The sequence below is a fragment of the Pseudomonas fluorescens genome, assembly GCF_902497625.1.
Lineage (GTDB): Bacteria > Pseudomonadota > Gammaproteobacteria > Pseudomonadales > Pseudomonadaceae > Aquipseudomonas > Aquipseudomonas fluorescens_BQ.
The window spans coordinates 111,188-128,183 of record NZ_CABVGX010000006.1 but is presented as its reverse complement, the minus strand read 5'-3'; the positions used below and the strand labels follow the sequence as shown (position 1 = coordinate 128,183).

At 59.8% G+C, this 16,996-nt stretch carries 12 protein-coding genes; all 12 read right to left on the bottom strand.

The genetic code is table 11. The annotated features are described in order from the left end of the window. Window positions 1–23: 23 nt before the first annotated feature. Window positions 24–2,594 (bottom strand): glucans biosynthesis glucosyltransferase MdoH, encoded by a 2,571-nt coding sequence (mdoH, locus tag F8N12_RS05860; RefSeq protein ID WP_150579601.1) that lies wholly within the window; start codon window positions 2,592–2,594, stop codon window positions 24–26. After that, a complete protein-coding gene (locus tag F8N12_RS05855) occupies window positions 2,587–4,413 on the bottom strand; it encodes a glucan biosynthesis protein G (RefSeq protein WP_150579600.1) in 1,827 nt (608 codons plus the stop codon). Before F8N12_RS05855 ends, mdoH begins: the two co-directional genes overlap by 8 nt. Window positions 4,414–4,734: 321 nt before the next feature. Then, on the bottom strand, window positions 4,735–5,172 hold the full coding sequence (dtd, locus tag F8N12_RS05850) for a D-aminoacyl-tRNA deacylase (RefSeq protein ID WP_150579599.1): 438 nt from the start codon (window positions 5,170–5,172) through the stop codon (window positions 4,735–4,737). After that, window positions 5,169–6,140: a prolyl aminopeptidase gene (pip, locus tag F8N12_RS05845; RefSeq protein WP_150579598.1), complete on the bottom strand. Its 972-nt coding sequence runs from the start codon at window positions 6,138–6,140 to the stop codon at window positions 5,169–5,171. Before pip ends, dtd begins: the two co-directional genes overlap by 4 nt. A gap of 248 nt (window positions 6,141–6,388) precedes the next feature. Next, entirely contained in the window at window positions 6,389–7,192 is an 804-nt protein-coding gene (gene hutG / locus F8N12_RS05840; RefSeq protein ID WP_150579597.1) for an N-formylglutamate deformylase, read from the bottom strand. A 10-nt stretch (window positions 7,193–7,202) separates the two neighbouring features. Next, window positions 7,203–8,408 (bottom strand): imidazolonepropionase, encoded by a 1,206-nt coding sequence (hutI, locus tag F8N12_RS05835; protein WP_150579596.1) that lies wholly within the window; start codon window positions 8,406–8,408, stop codon window positions 7,203–7,205. A 176-nt stretch (window positions 8,409–8,584) separates the two neighbouring features. Then, window positions 8,585–10,117 (bottom strand): histidine ammonia-lyase, encoded by a 1,533-nt coding sequence (gene hutH, locus F8N12_RS05830; RefSeq protein WP_150579595.1) that lies wholly within the window; start codon window positions 10,115–10,117, stop codon window positions 8,585–8,587. 118 nt (window positions 10,118–10,235) lie between these two features. Beyond that, window positions 10,236–11,759, bottom strand: a complete 1,524-nt coding sequence (locus F8N12_RS05825; RefSeq protein WP_150579594.1) for an HAL/PAL/TAL family ammonia-lyase — start codon at window positions 11,757–11,759, stop codon at window positions 10,236–10,238. A gap of 701 nt (window positions 11,760–12,460) precedes the next feature. Then, window positions 12,461–13,291, bottom strand: a complete 831-nt coding sequence (locus tag F8N12_RS05805) for a quaternary amine ABC transporter ATP-binding protein (RefSeq protein WP_150579590.1) — start codon at window positions 13,289–13,291, stop codon at window positions 12,461–12,463. Beyond that, window positions 13,288–14,139: an ABC transporter permease gene (locus tag F8N12_RS05800; RefSeq protein ID WP_074872803.1), complete on the bottom strand. Its 852-nt coding sequence runs from the start codon at window positions 14,137–14,139 to the stop codon at window positions 13,288–13,290. Before F8N12_RS05800 ends, F8N12_RS05805 begins: the two co-directional genes overlap by 4 nt. A gap of 214 nt (window positions 14,140–14,353) precedes the next feature. Then, a complete protein-coding gene (locus tag F8N12_RS05790; protein ID WP_150579588.1) occupies window positions 14,354–15,322 on the bottom strand; it encodes an ABC transporter substrate-binding protein in 969 nt (322 codons plus the stop codon). A gap of 70 nt (window positions 15,323–15,392) precedes the next feature. Continuing rightward, complete coding sequence (locus F8N12_RS05785) at window positions 15,393–16,865, bottom strand: purine-cytosine permease family protein (protein ID WP_150579587.1); 1,473 nt, start codon at window positions 16,863–16,865, stop codon at window positions 15,393–15,395. Between the last annotated feature and the right edge of the window lie 131 nt (window positions 16,866–16,996).

The following is a 16,996-nucleotide window of genomic DNA, read 5'->3' as shown; positions in this document are numbered from 1 at the left end:
TTCGCGGGGTTTTTTCATTCTTATCAAGCCAACTGAGGCTGAGCACTCAACGGTTTGAGCGGCAGCAACGGCGCATGAGGGTCGGCATTTACCGACCTACGCCAGGCTTCGAGCCATTCAGGTTGACCTTCATTCCAGATCTGCTCATGCAGACGACCCAATGCCACCGGATCACTCAACAATTGCACACGCTCATTATTGGTCAGCCCATCAGGTCCGACTTTCAAGGCGTGGCGAACCCGTTCAATCCGCAGCCATTCAATCGGCTCGGCTTCACGGTGACGGGATGTCGCCAGCGAGCACGCCAGAGCGTTCTGCTGAGGATCGACGACCGAGCGGATAAAACCGTCTTTCAACGCGTGATAGCGGTTTTCGTGCGTGTACTTGTCAGTGTCGAGCAGTGCCTGTGTCGGGTTGTATTCCTCGGGGATCAGGAACAGGCTCTCGTCACGGGACTTGAGGCCTAAACCGACGCGGCTGGAAATCACCGAGACCGGAATCGACAACATCAGCGAACCGACGATCGGCACCAGCCACCACAGGAAACTTGGGTTCAGCCAGATCACCAGCAGCGCCCAGAAAAAACCCAGCAACGTTTGCGGACCGTGGCGTTTGACCGCTTCGCTCCATGGCGTCGAGTCGTCGTCACGCTGTGGCGAGTTCCAGGTTGCGGCCCAGCCGAGGAACGCGGCAAGTACGAAACGGGTATGGAAGATCATGCGCACCGGCGCCAGCAGCATGGAGAACAGCATCTCCAGCAGCATCGACAGCGTCACTTTGAACTTGCCGCCGAACTCTTTCGCGCCCTTGGCCCATATCAGGATGATGCTCAACAACTTCGGCAGGAACAGCAGCACGATGGTCGTCGAGAACAGTGCGATAGCCTTGTCAGGATGCCATTGCGGCCACAGCGGATAAAGCTGGCGCGGCTCGAGAAAGTATTGCGGCTCCATCAGCGTGTTCACCGCCAGCAGCGCCGTCGACAACACGAGGAAGAAGAACCACAAGGGTGCCGACAGGTACGACATCACGCCGGTCAGGAACACCGCACGGTGCACCGGGTGCATGCCTTTGACCAGGAACAGGCGGAAGTTCATCAGGTTGCCATGGCACCAGCGACGGTCACGCTTGAGTTCGTCCAGCAGGTTCGGCGGTAGTTCTTCGTAGCTGCCTGGCAAGTCATAAGCAATCCACACGCCCCAACCTGCACGGCGCATCAGCGCAGCTTCGACGAAATCGTGAGACAGGATCGCACCGGCAAACGCACCTTTGCCGGGCAACGGCGCCAGAGCGCAGTGCTCGATAAACGGCTTCATGCGGATGATCGCGTTGTGGCCCCAGTAGTGCGATTCGCCCAGCTGCCAGAAGTGCAAACCGGCTGTGAACAGCGGGCCGTATACGCGAGTCGCGAATTGCTGCATGCGTGCGTACAGCGTATCCATGCCCGACGCACGCGGCGCGGTCTGGATGATCCCGGCGTCCGGCGTGGCTTCCATCAAGCGCACCAGACTGGACAGGCAATCGCCGCTCATCACCGAGTCGGCGTCGAGTACGACCATGTATTTGTAGTCGCCGCCCCAGCGACGGCAGAAGTCGTCGAGGTTACCGCTCTTGCGTTTGACGCGACGGCGACGGCGACGATAGAAGATCTTGCCGAAGCCTTTGGCCTCTCGGCAGACATCCAGCCACGCCTGCTGTTCGGCAACGCAGATGTCGGCATCGTTACTGTCGCTGAGGACGAAAAAGTCGAAGCGATCCAGGTTGCCCGTGGCCGCGACAGACTCGAAAGTCGCCCGCAAACCTGCGAACACCCGTGGCACGTCTTCGTTGCAGATCGGCATCACCAGTGCGGTGCGTGCGTCCTTGGGAATCGGCTCGTTACCGGCACTTTTACCGGAAATGCGGTATTTATCGTGACCGGTGAGCAATTCGAGAAAGCCCATCAGCGCCGTCCAGAAACCGGCCGATACCCAACAAAACAGAATTCCGAACAGAATCAGGATGCTGGTTTGCAGTGCATATGGCAGCACTTGCGTAACGGTCTGCAGGAACGGCTGATGCAGGATTTCGTCAAGGCTCACGAACGACCAGCCTTGATACGGCATGATGCCTTTCATGTACCAACCGGCGACGATGGTCTGGCCCAGCATCAGGACCAGCAGGATATAGCGACGGATCGAACCAACCGTACGCCAGCGGGCCGCCGGCAGCACGTTCTCATCTTTAGGCAGTGGCGGCGGATTGGTGCGACCGGTCAGACGGCGCCAGCCACGCACCAGGATATTGGTGCGCCACGGCTCCGGCACGACTTTGGTCCGCCGAATCGGCGGCGTGGCCTTGAGGACCACGCGACCGCTGGCATCCATCGCCAGCATTTCCGCTTCTTCGAGTTCTTCAGCAGTGTTCAACGTCAGGCGTTTGCCGACCGAAGCTTGAGCAGCCTCGGCCGGCGCGTCGAACGTCGAGGACGACAGACGCTGGTGCAGTTCACTGAACGACTGGCAGCCCGCGAGTTCCGCGCGCTGCTCATCGGTCATCGGTAAATGCGCCAGATACTCGGCAAGAGTCTCTGGCTGTACTTGAGAATTACTCATCGGCAGGCAACTGGTAGCTCCAGGTCTCGGTCAGGACTTCTTCAGTCGGTGCCGATTCCGGTGTGGCTGGGGCCGCTTCGGCAGCGACTGGCTGCTTGGCGTCTTTGTTGTCCTGTTCCTTGGTAGTGGCGACCGGCTTGGCTTCGGCCTGTTTGGCTTCGGCGAGCTTGGCCTCGGCCAGCTTGGCTTCCTTGTCCTCTTTCTCCTGCTGCCTGGCAGCGACCTTGTCGGCTTTGGCAACGGAGGAATTGGAGGTCGGCAGGGTCTTGGCCAGGTCGGCCGTGACAATGTTCTTGACCAGTGCAGCACGCATCTCGGTGGCCTTGCCCGGGTCCTTGATCTTCATGCGCAGCGTCAGGCGCCAGCCTTTGGTGTCCGGGTTGTAACGAACGCTGTTCTCGACCAGTTCGGCGTTATCGCCAACGCTGACCTGACTACGCACGTCGGTGTCTTCCGGCAGCGCCAGCAGCGACGGGCCTTCGAAGTCGACCAGATAAGCAACGCTGCCGTCCGGCTGACGGATCAGATTCGATTGTTTGACGTCACCGGTGGAACGCAGGGTCTGTTTCACCCAGGCGCTGTCCGGAGCGTGCAGCGCAGCTTCGTCAATGGTCCAGTGCATGCGGTAGGCAACGTCGAGCGGCTGGCCTGGCTCAGGCAGCTTTTCGGGGCTCCAGAAAGCAACGATGTTGTCGTTGGTTTCGTCGGCGGTCGGAATTTCCACCAGATCTACAGAGCCCTTGCCCCAATCGCCTTTCGGTTCGATCCAGGCACTTGGACGCTTGTCGTAGCGGTCATCAAGGTCTTCGTAGTGGCTGAAGTCACGGCCACGCTGCAGCAAACCAAAACCACGCGGGTTCTCGATGGAGAAGTTGCTGACGGAGAGATGTTTCGGGTTGTTCAGAGGACGCCAGATCCACTCACCGTTGCCGGCATGAATCGACAGACCGCTGGAGTCGTGCAGCTCGCGACGATAGTTGAGCACCTTGGACGGCTGGTTGGCGCCGAACAGGAACATGCTGGTCAGCGGCGCGACGCCAAGCTTGGTGACCTTGTCACGCAGGAACATGCGAGCCTTGACGTCGACAACGGTGTCGCTGCCAGGACGCAGGGTCAGGCGATAGGCGCCGGTAGCGCGGGGCGAATCCAGCAGCGCGAAAATCACCAGGTGCTTGTCGCCCGGCTTCGGTTGTTGAATCCAGAATTCGGTGAAACGCGGAAACTCTTCGCCGGACGGCAACGCGGTATCGATGGCCATACCGCGAGCGGACAGACCATAGGTGTGCCCCTTGCCGACAACGCGGAAATAACTCGCGCCGAGCATGGTCATGATTTCGTCTTGCTTGTCAGCCTTGTTGATCGGGTAAAGCACACGGAAACCGGCATAACCCAGTTGCTCGGTGGCTTTCGGATCGAACTGAACATCGCCGAAATCAAAACGAGTAGGGTCGTATTTGATTTCCTGAACGTTGTTGGCGGTGATTTCGTTGATTTTTACCGGTGTATCGAAATGCATACCCTGGTGATAGAACGACAGCTTGAACGGGGTTTTCTGATCGGCCCATTCAGCTTTTTCAGTGCGGAAACGAATTTTCTGATAGTCCGCGAATTTCATTTCACGGAATTCGTTTGGCAGATTACTGCGCGGGGCTTCGTACTTCTGCCCGGCCAGCTCTTTTGCCTTGACCGACACATCCTCCAGATTGAATGCCCAAAGCTGTCCGGCGCTGAGCAGGCAGAGCAGAGCAGAGCCCGCTACCAGAGCGCTTCGGAACCGTTTGGCAGTCAATTTTGGTGCATTACAGGGACTAACAATCACGAGCAACCCTCGCCGAAAACAGATCAAAAAACCAACGGCCAGTTAAAGTGCCAGCATGGTTAGCGGTTCAAAAAACCGGCCTTGCCAGCGACTCTTGCCAAGTTGGCGAGCATTGTTCCGACTCCCATGGGGCAAAATGATTCCCCAACAGGCCCAGGACAAGTCTCTACCTAAGTCAAAAACGGACCAACGAACGCCGATCCCCGTAGCGCGCGATTATCTAGCAGGCCGCGTTACAACGCATCAGGCGCCAGCAAGTATTTTTCGCGAAAAACCCCTGTTTTCAGGCGATAAGCGCTTAAAAAGTTGTTTCAAGCGCTTTCACGTCTGCAACAGGAAGGTGACCGGGCCGTCATTGACCAGATGCACCTGCATATCCGCGCCGAATCTACCTGATGCCACAGTGCCATGCACCTGTTTCGCTTGGCTTAATAGATAGTCGAACAACTCCTCGCCCAAGGCCGGAGGGGCAGCCGTTGAGAAACCCGGCCGCAGCCCGCTTTTGGTGTCGGCGGCCAAGGTGAACTGAGAGACCAGCAGGAGCCCTCCGCCGACATCCGCCAGGGACAGATTCATCTTGCCCTCGGCGTCACTGAACACACGATAGTTAAGCAGCTTATGCAGAAGTTTGTCGGCGCTGGCCGGAGTGTCTGCCGGCTCCACCGCGACCAATACCAGCAGCCCTTGATCGACGGCGCCGATCACCTCGCCCGCGACCTCGACCCGAGCGGCACTCACCCGTTGCAGAAGGCCTTTCATGCTTCGTCGGGAGAAAGGTCGAGCAGGCGCCGCGCCATCTGGTTGGCAGCACGCACCAACGCGTCGGTAATGCCCGGTTCGGAGGCCGCGTGGCCGGCATCGCGGATGACCTGCAGTTCGCTGTTCGGCCAGTTCTGATGGAGCTCCCAGGCGTTATCGAGGGGGCAGATCACGTCATAGCGACCGTGGACGATCACGCCCGGCAGATGGGCGATCTTGCCCATGTCGCGAATCAGCTGGTTGGGTTCGAGGAAAGCGTTGTTGCTGAAGTAGTGACATTCGATGCGGGCGATGGACAACGCACGCTGCGGCTCGGAGAAACGATCAACCACCAAGGGGTTCGGGCGCAGGGTTGCCGTGCGGCCTTCCCACATGGACCAGGCTTTCGCTGCGTGCATTTGCGCGATCTGATCGTTGCCGATCAATCGCTTGTGGAACGCCGAGAGCAAATCGTCGCGCTCGTCCAGCGGAATCGGCGCGATGTAGTCCTGCCAGTAATCGGGGAACAGACGACTGGCGCCCGCCTGGTAGAACCACTCGATTTCCTGCGGACGGCAGAGAAAAATCCCGCGAAGAATCAGACCGTGTACCCGCTCTGGATGGGTTTGCGCGTAGGCCAGTGCCAGGGTCGAGCCCCACGAACCGCCGAATAGCACCCATTTGTCGATACCCAGGTGTTGGCGGATTCGCTCAAGGTCTGCGACCAGGTCCCAGGTGGTGTTGTTCTCCAGGCTCGCATGGGGCGTCGAGCGACCGCAACCGCGCTGGTCGAAGGTGACAATGCGATAAAGATTGGGATCAAAATAACAGCGACTCTGGGCATCACACCCGGCACCGGGACCGCCGTGGATAAACACCACCGGCAATCCTTCCGGAGAGCCGCTTTCGTCAACGTACAGCGTGTGGGTTTCATCGACAGCCAGATCATGCCGGGCGTAGGGTTTGATCTGCGGGTACAAAGTCTGCATTGCGCGCTCCGTAAGGGGTCGAGGTCATCCCTGGGGGGACTTCTATTATTCTGCCGTTCGGCATCATAAACCCGATTGACGTGAATGAGCATGCCCCGGCAATGGCAGGCGCCTCATGAGCGACGTTTAACCTGACCTGATGACGTCGTAGGAGCTGTCGAGTGAAACGAGGCTGCGATCTTTGGATTTATTCAGGATCAAAAGATCGCAGCCTCGTTTCTCTCGACAGCTCCGGGGTCGGGGTCGGGTCAGGCGTTGTAGCGTTGTTCGCCCCACGCCAACAGCCCTTGCAGCAGTTCCCGGAGGACAACCTGAGTCGGCTCTGCCAGATCCGGCCGATGGCGGAACGGCTCGAACTCTTCCATGTACGTGCTCTGACACAATTCCAGCTGCACCGCATGAATGTGGTCGGCCGGGTTGCCGTAGTGGCGGGTGATGTGACCGCCCTTGAAGCGGCCGTTCAGCACATGGCTGTACTCGGCATGCTGCGCGCAAATCGCTTCCAGCTGAGCGGCCAACTGCGGATCGCAACTGGCGCCATTGAAGGTTCCAAGGTTGAAGTCCGGCAGTTTGCCGTCAAACAAGTGCGGGATGATCGAGCGGATCGAATGCGCATCGAACAGCAGCGCGTAGCCGAACTCGGCTTTCAGCCGCGCCAACTCGCGCTGCAACGTACTGTGGTAGGGCGTCCAGATCTTCTCCAGATAACTTGCCCGCTCCGCTGCTGACGGTTCCTTGCCCTCGTGAAACAATGCAATGCCGTCGAACAGCGTTGCCGGGTATAAGCCAGTGGTAGCGCCGGCATATAACGGTTTGTCGTCAGATGGACGGTTGAGGTCGATAACGAATCGCGAATATTCGGCAGCCAGTGTACTGGCGCCAAGCTCATCGGCGAATTCATACAGCTTGGGGATATGCCAGTCGGTGTCCGGCAGGCTTTTCGCATCACCGATCAGGCCGGCCTCGACGGCCGGTGTCAGGCGCAGACCGGCGTGGGGCATGCTGATCAACAGCGGCACACGGCCTTGTTTGAAATTCAGAACCTTATCCACAACTGCTCTCCTACAGACTCGTTTCGACGCCGTGGCGCACGACGCGTTTTTCCAGATCGCCGCCCAGCCAATACGACAGGTCGGCGGGACGATCAATTTGCCAGGCGACGAAATCCGCGACTTTGCCAACTTCCAGCGAACCATGGGTGTCGGCCATTCCCAACGCGGTGGCGGCGTGAATCGTCGCGCCCGCCAGCGCTTCTTCCGGGGTCATGCGGAAACAGGTGCAAGCCATGTTCAGCATCAGGCGCAACGACAGTCCCGGTGAGGTGCCTGGATTCAGGTCGCTGGCGATGGCGATTTTCACCCCGTGTTTGCGCAAGGCTTCTATCGGCGGCAATTGTGTTTCGCGCAGGAAGTAGAACGCACCAGGTAGCAACACAGCGACGGTGCCGGAAGCAGCCATGGCGATGGCGTCATCTTCGGTCATGAACTCCAGGTGATCGGCCGACAGTGCGTGGTAGCGCGCCGCCAGGCTGGAACCGTTGAGCGAGGACAATTGCTCGGCATGCAGCTTCACCGGCAGGCCCAGTTGTTTGGCGGCGATAAACACGCGCTCGACCTGCGCGGGCGAAAACGCCAGGTATTCGCAAAACGCATCGACCGCATCCACCAGGCCTTCGGCGGCCAGCGCCGGCAGCATGTGCGTGCAAATGTGGTCGATGTAGTCATCAGCCCGATCCACGTATTCCGGCGGCATCGCGTGGGCGGCGAGACAGGTGCTGCGCACGCTGACCGGCAGTTCGGCGCCGAGACGGCGGATGACCCGGAGGATTTTCCGTTCACTGGCCAGGTCGAGGCCGTAACCGGATTTCATTTCGATGGTGGTCACCCCATCGCGCATCAGACTCTTCAGGCGCCTGGCGGCACTGGCGAACAAGTCATCCTCGGACGCGGCGCGGGTGGCGCGGACGGTGCTGGCGATGCCGCCGCCGGCAGCGGCGATGTCCGCGTAGCTAACACCTTGCAGACGCTGCTCGAATTCACCGCTGCGGTTACCGCCGAACACCGTGTGCGTGTGGCAGTCGATCAGGCCTGGGGTGACCCAGGCGCCGTTCAAGTCGGTGGTGGCCGAATAGTCTCCCGGCGGCAGTTCAGCCTGGGGGCCGAGCCACTCGATGTGCGCACCGGACGTCACGATCGCCGCGTCCTCGATAATCGAGTAGACGCCTTGCGCCATGGTCGCGACGTGGCAGTTGTGCCATAGGGTTTTCATCCCGGGTTCCTCGTCTTGTTCAAAATCGATTCGCGAGCAGGCTCGCTCCCACTGGATCTGCAGCGTTCACACAATCCCTGTGGGAGCGAGCCTGCTCGCGATGGCTTCAGCCCCACACCGGTTTTGCAGTGTCCACACAATCCCTGTGGGAGCCGGGCTTGCCCGCGATGGGGCCCTTACAGGCTCGGCAACAACTTCACCGACACCAGGTCATTCAAACAACGCGTCGCCAACAGCTCGGTCGCCGCATTGATGTCCGGCGCAAAAAACCGGTCCTTCTCATAAAACGGCACTTCCGCACGCAGAATCGCCCGGGCTTTTTCCAGCTTCGCCGAGGTCTTCAAACCTTCACGCAAATCCAGTCCCTGACACGCCGCCAGCCATTCCACCGCCAGCACGCCACGGGTGTTTTCGGCCATTTCCCACAAGCGCTTGCCCGCTGCCGGGGCCATGGACACGTGGTCTTCCTGGTTCGCCGACGTCGGCAGGCTGTCCACCGAATGCGGATGCGACAACGCCTTGTTCTCGCTGGCCAGCGCTGCCGCCGTGACCTGGGCGATCATGAAACCGGAGTTGACCCCGCCATTGGCCACCAGGAACGGCGGCAGTTGCGACATGTGCTTGTCCATCATCAACGAGATACGGCGCTCGCTCAGCGAGGCAATTTCTGCAATCGCCAAAGCCATGTTGTCCGCCGCCATCGCCACCGGTTCGGCGTGGAAGTTGCCACCGGAAATCACGTCGCCTTCAGCGGCAAACACCAACGGGTTATCCGACACTGCGTTGGCTTCAACCGCGAGCACCTCCGCGGCCTGGCGGAACTGGGTCAGGCAGGCGCCCATGACTTGGGGCTGGCAACGCAGGGAATAGGGGTCCTGAACCTTGTCGCAATTTTTGTGCGATTCGGAGACTTCACTGCGCTCGCCGAGCAGCTCGCGATAAGCGGCAGCCGCGTCGATCTGGCCTTTCTGGCCGCGGGCGGCATGGATGCGTGCATCGAACGGCGAACGCGAGCCCAATACCGCTTCGACGGTCAAGGCACCCAGCGCCACGGCGCCGGCGAACAGGTCTTCGCCTTCAAACAGGCCACGCAAAGCATAAGCGGTGGACACCTGCGTGCCGTTGAGCAGCGCCAGGCCTTCTTTCGCCGCCAGGGTCAACGGCACCAGACCGGCGACTTTCAGCGCCTCGGTGGCCTCCAGCCATTCGCCCTTGTAGCGAGCCTTGCCTTCGCCCAGCAACACCAGCGACATGTGCGCCAACGGAGCGAGATCGCCGGAGGCGCCGACCGATCCTTTTAGCGGAATGTGCGGATACACTTCGGCATTGATCAGCGCGATCAGGGCATCGATGACTACCCGACGAATGCCGGAAAAGCCCCGGCTCAGGCTGTTGACCTTGAGCACCATGACCAGTCGCACCAAGGCATCGCTGATCGGCTCGCCGACCCCGGCGGCATGGGACAACACCAGCGACCGCTGCAGGTTTTCCAGGTCTTCACTGGCGATCCGGGTCGAGGCGAGCAGGCCGAAACCGGTGTTGATGCCATACGCGGTGCGGTTCTCGGCGAGGATTTGCTCGACGCAGGCCACGCTGGCCTCGATCTGCGCCGAGGCGCTGTCGTCGAGGGTGATCCGAACCGGTTGTTGATAAATCTCACGCAGTTGGGCAAGGCTCAATTGGCCGGGAATCAGGTTAAGCGCAGTCACTTTTATTCTCCTTTTGAGAGTGCTTGTTAACTCACCAGACGCTCCGGAAAAGTCCGTTGTCCGTCGCTTCCCGCCTTGTGGGGGGCTGGCGCCTTGGCACGCTGGTGTGAGGTCGTCGTCAGTGCAGGTTCGGTAAAGCCTGATGCAGCAGAGCCGGGTCTTTAAGGACACTCGCGGCAGCGGCGATGTCCGGCGCCAGCCAACGGTCCTGATCGTACGCCGGCACCCGTTCGCGCAGCAGCCGCCATGCGGCATCGGTGCCGGCGCCGAAGCGCTGGTCCTTGAGAAATTCAAAGGCCTGGGCCGCTAGCAGATATTCGATGGCGAGGATCTGCGTGCAGTTTTCCAGCGCGCGATGCAGCTTCAGCGCGGCGTTGGTGCCCATGCTTAGATGGTCTTCCTGCAGGCCCGAGGTAACGTAGTTGTCGAGCACCGCCGGTTGCGCCAATTGCCGGTTCTCCGCGCACAGTGACGCGGCGACGTACTGGACAATCATCATCCCCGAGTTCACCCCCGGATTGGCCACCAGAAACGCCGGCAAACCGCTGACGTGCGGGTTGATCAAACGATCGAGTCGACGCTCGGCGATCGAGCCGATTTCCGCCATCGCGATGGCCAGTAAATCCGCCGCCAGCGCGACCGACTGACCGTGTGGGTTGGCTTGGGAGACGATGCGGAAATTATCCGGCGTGCCCAGCAACATCGGGTTATCGGTGACCGAGTTGAGTTCGGTTTCGATCTGCTTTTTCGCGTGTTCAAGCTGATCGCGAGCCGCGCCGTGTACCTGTGGAATCGAGCGAATGCTCAGCGCATCCTGGGTGCGAATGCCTTTGCTCGCCGCGATCACTTCGCTACCATCAAGCAACGCGCGCAGATTGACGCCCACCTGTTGCATGCCCGGATGCGGTTTGAGCGCGATGATCTCGGCGTCGAACGCGGCGATCTGGCCGCGCTGGGCTTCGAAGCTCATGGCGCCAATTACATCGGCCCACTGCAGTAAGTTGGTTGCATCAGCAATCGCCAGACAGCTCAGGCCGCTCATGCACGGCGTGCCGTTGACCAGGCACAACCCGTCTTTGGCGCCGAGCTGGACCGTTGGCAGCCCTTCTTCGCGCAACGCCTGTTGGGCAGAAATGATCCGGCCGCGATAGCTGACATTGCCGACGCCCAGCAGCGCAATGCCGATGTGCGCCATGTGCGTCAGGTAACCCACCGAACCTTGCGCCGGCACTTGCGGGGTGATGCCGCGGTTGAGCAGCGCCAGCAAGGCCTCGACGACGCGCCGGTGAATGCCGGATTTGCCGTGGCTGTAATTACGGATTGCGGCACAGATGATGGCGCGTGTCTGCTCGTCGGCCAAAGGCGCGCCGACGCCACAAGCATGACTGAGCAAGGTGTTGCGGGACAACTGGCTGAGTTGTTGGTCTTTGAGCGAAACGTTGGACAACCCGCCCAGACCGGTATTGACGCCATAAGCTCGTTCGCCGCTGATGACGATGCGCTGGACGATGGCCTGGGCGTTGTCAATGCGCGCCCAGGTGTCGTTCGACAGCTCAAGTTGAGCGCCATGACGGGCGACGGCGACCACCTCCTGCCAACGCAGAGGGGTGTCGGTGATAACGATTTTTTCAGCCTGGGACATCTGGTGCCTCTTATAAAATTCTGTTGATCAATGAACCATTCTGTCGATCAATGAACCCTGTGGTGAGGGGGCTTGCCCCCGTTCGAGCGCAAGCGCTCGCAGGTTTTTTGGGGCTGCTGCGCAGCCCAACGGGGGCAAGCCCCCTCGCCACAATAGGTTTCACCACCCGCAAATCTGTTAAACCACCGCCGCCCGCCGCTGGACGAACCGGTCCACATATTCATCCGCCGGCGAATTCAGCCTGGGACATCTGGTGCCTCTTATAAAATTCTGTTGATCAATGAACCATTCTGTCGATCAATGAACCCTGTGGTGAGGGGGCTTGCCCCCGTTCGAGCGCAAGCGCTCGCAGGTTTTTTGGGGCTGCTGCGCAGCCCAACGGGGGCAATCCCCCTCGCCACAATAGGTTTCACCACCCGCAAATCTGTTTTTGAACCACCCGCAAATCTGTTAAACCAACGCCGCCCGCCGGGGCACGAACCGGTCCACCTACTCATCCGTCGGCGAATTCGGCCTGGGACATCTGGTGCCTCTTACAAAAATTCTGTCGATCAATGAACCATTCTGTCGATCAATTAACCCTGTGGTGAGGGGGCTTGCCCCCGTTCGAGCGCGAAGCGCTCGCAGGTTTTTGGCGCTGCTGCGCAGCCCAACGGGGGCAAGCCCCCTCGCCACAATAGGTTTCACCACCCGCAAACCAGTTAAACCACCGCCGCACGCCGCTGGACGAACCGGTCCACATATTCATCCGCCGGCGAGTGCAGGATCTCGCGCGGCGTCCCGACCTGAATCAGGCGCCCGTCCTTGAGGATCGCGATGCGGTTACCAATCCGCACCGCTTCGTCGAGGTCATGAGTGATGAAGACGATGGTCTTGTGCAGGGTCTTTTGCAGCTCCAGCAACTGGTCCTGCATTTCCGCGCGGATCAGCGGGTCGAGGGCGCTGAAGGCTTCGTCCATCAGAATGATGTCGGTGTCGGCCGCCAAGGCCCGGGCCAGTCCGACACGCTGGCGCATGCCGCCCGAGAGCTGGTGCGGGTATTTGTTTTCGTATCCCTTCAGGCCAACCGTGTTGATCCAGTGCGAAGCGCGTTCGCTGCACATCTGCTTGCTCTCGCCGCGCACTTTCAAGCCGTAGGCGACGTTGTCCAGCACAGTCTTGTGCGGCAGCAAACCGAAGCTCTGAAACACCATGCTGATCTTGTGCCGGCGAAATTCACGCAGGGCTTCCATGTCGTACTGCAGGATATCCACGCCATCCACAAGGATCGCGCCGCTGGTAGGATCGATCAGGCGATTGAAGTGGCGCACCAAGGTGGATTTGCCCGAGCCGGACAGCCCCATGATCACGAAGATTTCGCCAGTGCCGATGCTCAACGACAAGTCGTTAACGCCGACCACGCAGCCGGTTTCAGCAAGCACCTGGTCCTTGGTTTTGCCCTGGCCGACCATGGCCAGCGCCTCCTTGTAACGGTTGCCGAAAATCTTGAAGACGTTTTTGACTTCGATCTTGCTGATGGCTTCGTTGCTCATTTGCTCACCTCATGCCGCGGCCGACCATAAGCTTGAGTGATGCGGTCGATCACCACGGCCAGAATCACGATCGCCAGACCGGCCTCGAGGCCACGCCCGACGTTCAACGTCTGAATGCCCACCAACACATCTTCGCCCAGACCACGGGCACCGATCATCGAAGCGATGACGACCATCGACAGGGCCATCATGGTGGTCTGGTTGATCCCGGCCATAATGCTCGGCAGGGCTAGCGGCAGTTGCACGCCGAACAGCTGTTGCCAGCGATTGGCTCCGAACGCGTTGATCGCTTCCATCACCTCGCCGTCGACCTGACGAATGCCCAGATCGGTCAGACGGATCAACGGTGGCGCAGCGTAAATGACCGTGGCGAAAATCGCCGGCACCTTGCCCAGGCCAAACAGCATCAGCACCGGGATCAGGTACACGAAACTCGGCATGGTCTGCATGATGTCGAGCAACGGCATCAGCACCGAACGCAGGCGATTGCTGCGTGCGGACAGGATGCCCAACGGGATGCCGATCAGCACCGAAATGACCGTCGCCACCATCATCAGCGCCAGCGTCTGCATCAGTTTGTCCCAGAGGCCGACCGCACCCACCAGAAACAACAGACCGACGATGACAGCCGTGGTCACTACCTTGCGGGTCGCGTGCCAGGCCACGCCGGCCACGATCGCCAGCATCAGCCACCACGGTGCTGCACGTAGCAGACCTTCGAGATTGACGATGGCCCAGAGCAACGTGTCGGAGATGCTGCGAAACACATCGCCGTAATTGGTGACCAGCGAATCGACCCAACTGTTGACCCAGTCGGCGATGGAAAAGGTAAAGCTTTCGGGAAACATAGGAGACTCTCAATCCAGGGCTTTCAGCACCGCAAAGATGCTGGAAAGCTTTTGCCCTTATAAACAAGCTGTTTGAAAACGTTGCGAGCGAAGGCAAGACAGGGCGAAAGCAGGCGAGAAAGCGGAGTTGACTTTAGTCAATGAGCATTTCGAGTCAGCTTTCAACGCAGTATTGCCTCGCGTAGAGCCGTAGGCTCCCAGCACGCAGTAGTTATCAAAGCGCAGCGTCGATCTTTTTGGCTGCGTCTTCACTCACCCATGCATGCCAGACTTCAGGATGTTCCTTGAGGAAGATTTTCGCCAGTTTCGGCGAAGCGATCCGCTCCTTGGCCATGCGCCCGAGATTCTGGTTGAGCAAGTCGATCGGCAGGTTGACTTTCTCAAGCACGGCGACCAGTTCCGGGGCTTCGTCGTGGAACGTTTTGGACAGGCCGACCTTGATGGTCACGCTCTTGTCCACGCCCGGCTTTTCTTCGAGTTTGACCAGGTCGACCTGGCCCATCAGCGGCGTCGGCGACCAGTAGTAAAACAGGATCGGCTCGCCACGTTTGTAGCTCGACAGCACCGCCGCATCCAGCGCCGGGCCGGTGCCTGGACGGAAGTTGGTGTAGGTGCTTTCCAGACCGTAGCTCTTGAGCATTTCGCTGTTGTCCAGCTCACAGGTCCAGCCGGCAGGGCAGTTGTAGAAACGGCCTTTGGACGGCTCTTCCTGATCCTTGAAGACTGCTGCGTATTTGCCCAGGTCAGCAATGTTTTTCAGGTCGGGGGCCTTGGCTTCCAGCTTGCGGCTGGCATCACCTTCGATGACGTAGCGCGGCACATACCAGCCTTCGATCGCGCCAGTGACGGGCGCGCCGACACCCACGACCTTGCCGGCCTTCTCGGCCTTGTTCCAGACCTCGCTGCGTCCAACCCATTCTTCGGCGAACACCTGAATGTCGTTGCTGCTCAGGGCGTTTTCCATGGTGATGGAGTTGCCCGGCAGGCTGTCGGTCTTGCAGTCGTAGCCTTTCTCCAGAACGATTTGCAGCACGTCGGTCAGCAGCATGCCGCTTTCCCAGTTCAGGCCGGCGAACTTCACCGGTTTGCCCGATTCGCACCAGCCAGCCGCCTGAGTCGCGCCGGCACCGGTCAGCACGCCCACGGCAAGCAATGCGGTCAGCAGGGTCTTGTTGGATTTCATTGTCGTGACGCTCCTAATCATGAATTGGCTTACGGCAGTCAAGAGGCATCCAGCCCTGTCCACGTCCCAATCAGGCCTGCGCCGCAGCGCCACCGGCCACTCTTGTTTCAGGTTGTGCAACGCTGTCCTGCTCGACCGGCAGAATCAGATGATCGGGCACCGAACCGTGCCATTTTTTTGCGCACAGGTAATACAGGGCGGCGGGAAGCACCAGACCGATGATCCAGGAAATATCCACCCCGCCCATGGCTTCCACCAGCGGACCGGTATAGAACTTGGTGGCGATGAACGGCAGCTGCACCAGTACACCGAACACATAGATGCTGATACCCAGGGCGTTCCAGCGGCCGTAGCGGCCATTCGGATCGGCCAGCGCCGGCACGTCGTAACGTTCGCGGGTGATGCAGTAGTAGTCCACCAGGTTGATCGCGCTCCATGGCGTAAAGAACGCCAGCAGGAACAGGATGAAGGACTTGAACGCACCCAGGAACGAATGCTGGCCGAGCAGCGCGATCAAGGTCGCAGCACCCACTATGACCAGCACGAACACCAACCGTTGCAAGCGCGACACCTGCAGGTGACCACGAAAACCGCTGATGATGGTCGCGATGCACATGAAGCTGCCATAGGAGTTCAGCGTAGAAATGGTGACCTTGCCGAATGCGATGCTGAAGTACAGCAACGCAGCGGTGGCACCGGTACCGCCCAGGCCCACAATGTAGGCCACTTCATGGCCGGCGAACTGCCCATCGGCCGAAGCGGCGGCAAACACGCCCAGAATCATCGCCACTTGTGCGCCAATCACCGAACCGGCGCCGGCGGCGAAGAAGGTTTTCACCGAAGATGTGCTGCTTGGCAGATAGCGTGAATAGTCAGCCACGTACGGGCCGAACGCGATCTGCCAGGAAGCCGCGAGCGACACCGCCAGCAGAAAACTGCTCCAGCTGAAATGGCGGATTTGCAGTAGGGCGCCCACGTCCGTTTGGCTCATCAAACGGTAGAACAGGTAAACAAACGCAATCACACCGATAACGCTGGCGACACGGCCGATCCAGTGGATCACCCGATAACCGAGCACTGTGACCAGCACGATGACACTGGCGAATATCAGGATACCGACGCTGTCGCTGACGCCAAACAACTGACCCAGCGCCTGCCCGGAAAGCACCGTTCCCGTGGCGGTGAAACCAAGGTACATCAAGCAAACCAGTACGATCGGGATCGCCGCGCCATAAACGCCGAACTGTACCCGGCTGGAAATCATCTGCGGCAGACCCAGCTTCGGCCCTTGCGCCGCATGTAACGCCATCACCCCGCCCCCGATCAGTTGGCCGATCAGCAAACCGATCAACGACCAGAACACATCACCGCCCAGCACCACGGCCAGGGCCCCGGTGACAATCGCGGTGATTTGCAGGTTGGCACCCAGCCACAGGGTGAACTGGCTCAACAGACGACCGTGTCTCTCCGCTTCCGGGATGTAGTCGATCGAACGCTTTTCGATCAACGGTTTGTTGCCTGCACGATCGGTGTTAACAGCCATGATTCAACCTCTGTGGATTGTTATTTCTGGGTTACTCAGCCCCTGTAGCAGCTGCCGAAGGCTGCGTCGGGTTGCGAAGCGACCCCGGCATTCCAAATGGAACGAAGGTCCTTCGGCCCTTAACGCAGCCT

Coding starts and splice junctions, on each gene's coding strand:
- F8N12_RS05790 (WP_150579588.1), bottom strand. CDS start 15,322: ATGAAATCCAACAAGACCCTGCTGACCGCATTGCTTGCCGTGGGCGTG.
- F8N12_RS05805 (WP_150579590.1), bottom strand. CDS start 13,291: ATGAGCAACGAAGCCATCAGCAAGATCGAAGTCAAAAACGTCTTCAAG.
- F8N12_RS05785 (WP_150579587.1), bottom strand. CDS start 16,865: ATGGCTGTTAACACCGATCGTGCAGGCAACAAACCGTTGATCGAAAAG.
- F8N12_RS05800 (WP_074872803.1), bottom strand. CDS start 14,139: ATGTTTCCCGAAAGCTTTACCTTTTCCATCGCCGACTGGGTCAACAGT.
- mdoH (WP_150579601.1), bottom strand. CDS start 2,594: ATGAGTAATTCTCAAGTACAGCCAGAGACTCTTGCCGAGTATCTGGCG.
- pip (WP_150579598.1), bottom strand. CDS start 6,140: ATGCAGACTTTGTACCCGCAGATCAAACCCTACGCCCGGCATGATCTG.
- dtd (WP_150579599.1), bottom strand. CDS start 5,172: ATGAAAGGCCTTCTGCAACGGGTGAGTGCCGCTCGGGTCGAGGTCGCG.
- F8N12_RS05825 (WP_150579594.1), bottom strand. CDS start 11,759: ATGTCCCAGGCTGAAAAAATCGTTATCACCGACACCCCTCTGCGTTGG.
- hutI (WP_150579596.1), bottom strand. CDS start 8,408: ATGAAAACCCTATGGCACAACTGCCACGTCGCGACCATGGCGCAAGGC.